Consider the following 2654-nt stretch of genomic DNA (forward strand, 5'->3'; position numbering starts at 1 on the left):
ACGCTTCGGTGCTACGCTTCGCTCCGCACTGGGCTAACGCCCACCCTTCGCATGCCTCACGCAAGGGATCTCTGAAAAAATCGTTTTTCTGTGTGTTATGCAAGGTTTTAGCTTGTAAGTACTTGTACTTCAAGCTTAAACAAGGTAAAGACATAATGGCACAGGTCATCTGCGTGAGGGGCATGGAGCATGCCCGTAAGGGCAGTACGAAGCGCAGCGAAGTACCGAAGCGAAGCGTAGTGCGGAATGCACCGACCCTTGCGTCAGCAAGGGACACGCCCAAGAAAATGCTTGAAAAATGTTATATTTTTAGTATTTTTGTGTTAATTATGAGAACGTTAGACGAAATTTATGAGGAATTGGTACTGTACAAAAGCACTTTTCCTGAACTGGCAGGGCTGAGCAACCCTTCCAATACAGCTATATGGAAACTATGGCTGCGTATTGTGGCTTTTGCGGTCTGGACAATGGAAAATTTTTTTGACCTACACAAAAGAGAAGTAGATGAAACTATACGAAAATACAAAATTGGCACACCTAAATGGTACGTAGAAATGACTAAATTATTTCAATATGGATATACCTTGCCACCTGAAAGTGTATATTACAACGTCATCGATGAGAGTGCAAGAATTATCAAACAGTGCAGCGCCAAAGTAGATATGGACGGCGTTTTGGTGATTAAAGTTGCGAAGGAAAGTGGGGGCAACCTTGTACCATTGGCTTCCGGTGAGGTTACGGCATTAGAAGCGTATTTGGACAGAATACAGTTTGCAGGGGTGCGGTTGAGAGTGGCTACCTTCCCTGCCGATATATTACGACTAAACGCTATTGTGTACTACAACGGTGAGATTCCGCTAACTACCTATCAAAATACATTTGAAAACGCCGTAAAAGCGTACTTGAAAAGTATTCCATTTGACAGTGTGTTTGTGCGCAATCATCTCGTTGGCGCAATACAGGCTGCCGAAGGCACGATAGATGTACAAATAAATGAATGGAAATTTGCCCGTCATGCTGAACCTGACGTTGTAGCAGGTAGAATCTACGAAACCAAAGCAGGCTACGCAATTACCGATAGTAATACTTTTACTAGTGTAATCTATGTAGCAGTGTGATACTTTTTTTGTATATTTGCTACATATTTATGGCTACAAACTTCAAAAAGTAGCAAAAGTCCGAAAATATCGGGCTTTTTTAGTATATTTGTAAAATATGAGCGTTTGGGATACAAATTTGGTCAAAGTATTGAAATACTACCTGCCACCTGTACTTAGACAACCTCTTCACCTCAAATGGATAGAGGTCTTTGCTTACGGATTTACACAAATATTTAACGCGTTAAAACAATACAGAACTCGTAGTCAAAAAGAACTTGCCTACAACGGACAAACCAACAACCTCAAACGTATGCTCAACAATAAATTTGACAAGATTTTGCGAAGGTTTGAGGTGTATAACATATTCGCACTAAACCTACCTGATGTGTTTTGGACAGTGCCCGAAACGACACCGAATTTTTTCTACCAGGTGAGCGAAAGTACGCCGAATTTTATTTATACTGAAATAGAGTATTATGCGCCTGTTACGGTTGAAATCCATGCGCCAAGCGATTACATAACATTAGAAACCACTATCCGAAGGGCGATTGAAAGTGTGCTGATTGCAAGTATCCGTTACAAAATTGTGTGGATATGAGTAAAAAATTGGTTTTTGCAGAACTGGCGGACAAGTTCAGCGAACAAATGATGCCTAAAATACTGCGTAAAGTGGGCAATGAAGCGGTTAACTTTTTTACCAACAACCTGACAAGAGGGATAACAACAAGGGGTGTGCCGTTCAAGCCCCGTGTATATGACCTTAAAAACCGAAAGGGCAGAAGTATTCTTATTCAAACTGGAGATTTACGCAGGAGTATTGAGATTAAAAACATAGATGCAGACAGCGTAGAGATAGGTTCAGATTTAGACTATGCCAAGCCACACAACGAAGGGGAAGAGATTGCTATAACTCCTCAAATGCGTAAGTTCTTTTGGGCAAAATACTATGAGGCTACTAAACGCATAAAGACCACCAAAAAAGGGACGGTTTCGCAAAGCAAAAGCAATCTCCAAATTAGCAGCGATGCACAGTTCTGGAAAAATATGGCTGTCAAGCAAAGTCCGATTAAAATACCCCGTAGACAGTTTATAGGGGACAGTAAACGGTTAAGAAAAGTCATTTTAAGTGTTATTGAAAGAGAATTAAAAAAGATATGAAAATACAGGTCAAACATCAGCAAACTATCATGGACATCTCTCTGATGCACGGGGGAGAGCTTGGTAAAACGTTTGAAATTGCCGAGAAAAACGGGTATCCTTTGGACAGCATTCTAGATACTCACACGGTTGAAGTGCCTGATTTTGGCAACAGCACCGAAAGAGCGTTGAGTAAGTTTTTGCAGGTGCAGCAAACCTGCTACACCGCTTACCCTGAACCTGTGTAGAATGTTTTTATTTTGAAAACATAAATCATTTTTTTATATATCCATAACTCACCACAAGACCATGTGAATATTTATGCAAAACGATGTAACCATTCATGTAACCATTTTGTGTAGCCATAAGTACACGCCAAAAAATACATATTGAAAATGAGGTATTTACAAAACAGCT

The 2654-nt window shown here is 40.5% G+C and carries 4 protein-coding genes; all 4 read left to right on the forward strand.

The window, feature by feature from the left end:
* Nucleotides 1–1118: hypothetical protein (locus NZ519_13555; GenBank protein MCS7029780.1), on the forward strand; the 1118-nt coding region annotated here is incomplete at its 5' end.
* A 97-nt stretch (nt 1119–1215) separates the two neighbouring features.
* Complete coding sequence (locus NZ519_13560) at nt 1216–1698, forward strand: hypothetical protein (protein ID MCS7029781.1); 483 nt, start codon at nt 1216–1218, stop codon at nt 1696–1698.
* Nucleotides 1695–2258, forward strand: a complete 564-nt coding sequence (locus NZ519_13565; protein MCS7029782.1) for a phage virion morphogenesis protein — start codon at nt 1695–1697, stop codon at nt 2256–2258. Before NZ519_13560 ends, NZ519_13565 begins: the two co-directional genes overlap by 4 nt.
* A complete protein-coding gene (locus tag NZ519_13570) occupies nt 2255–2485 on the forward strand; it encodes a hypothetical protein (GenBank protein ID MCS7029783.1) in 231 nt (76 codons plus the stop codon). Before NZ519_13565 ends, NZ519_13570 begins: the two co-directional genes overlap by 4 nt.
* Nucleotides 2486–2654 lie beyond the last annotated feature (169 nt).

The sequence above is a fragment of the Bacteroidia bacterium genome (assembly GCA_025056095.1).
Taxonomy (GTDB): domain Bacteria; phylum Bacteroidota; class Bacteroidia; order JANWVE01; family JANWVE01; genus JANWVE01.

What these genes read in the sequence shown, in the direction of transcription:
- NZ519_13560 (MCS7029781.1), top strand. Translation starts at nt 1,216, where the DNA reads ATGAGCGTTTGGGATACAAATTTGGTCAAAGTATTGAAATACTACCTG.
- NZ519_13570 (MCS7029783.1), top strand. Translation starts at nt 2,255, where the DNA reads ATGAAAATACAGGTCAAACATCAGCAAACTATCATGGACATCTCTCTG.
- NZ519_13565 (MCS7029782.1), top strand. Translation starts at nt 1,695, where the DNA reads ATGAGTAAAAAATTGGTTTTTGCAGAACTGGCGGACAAGTTCAGCGAA.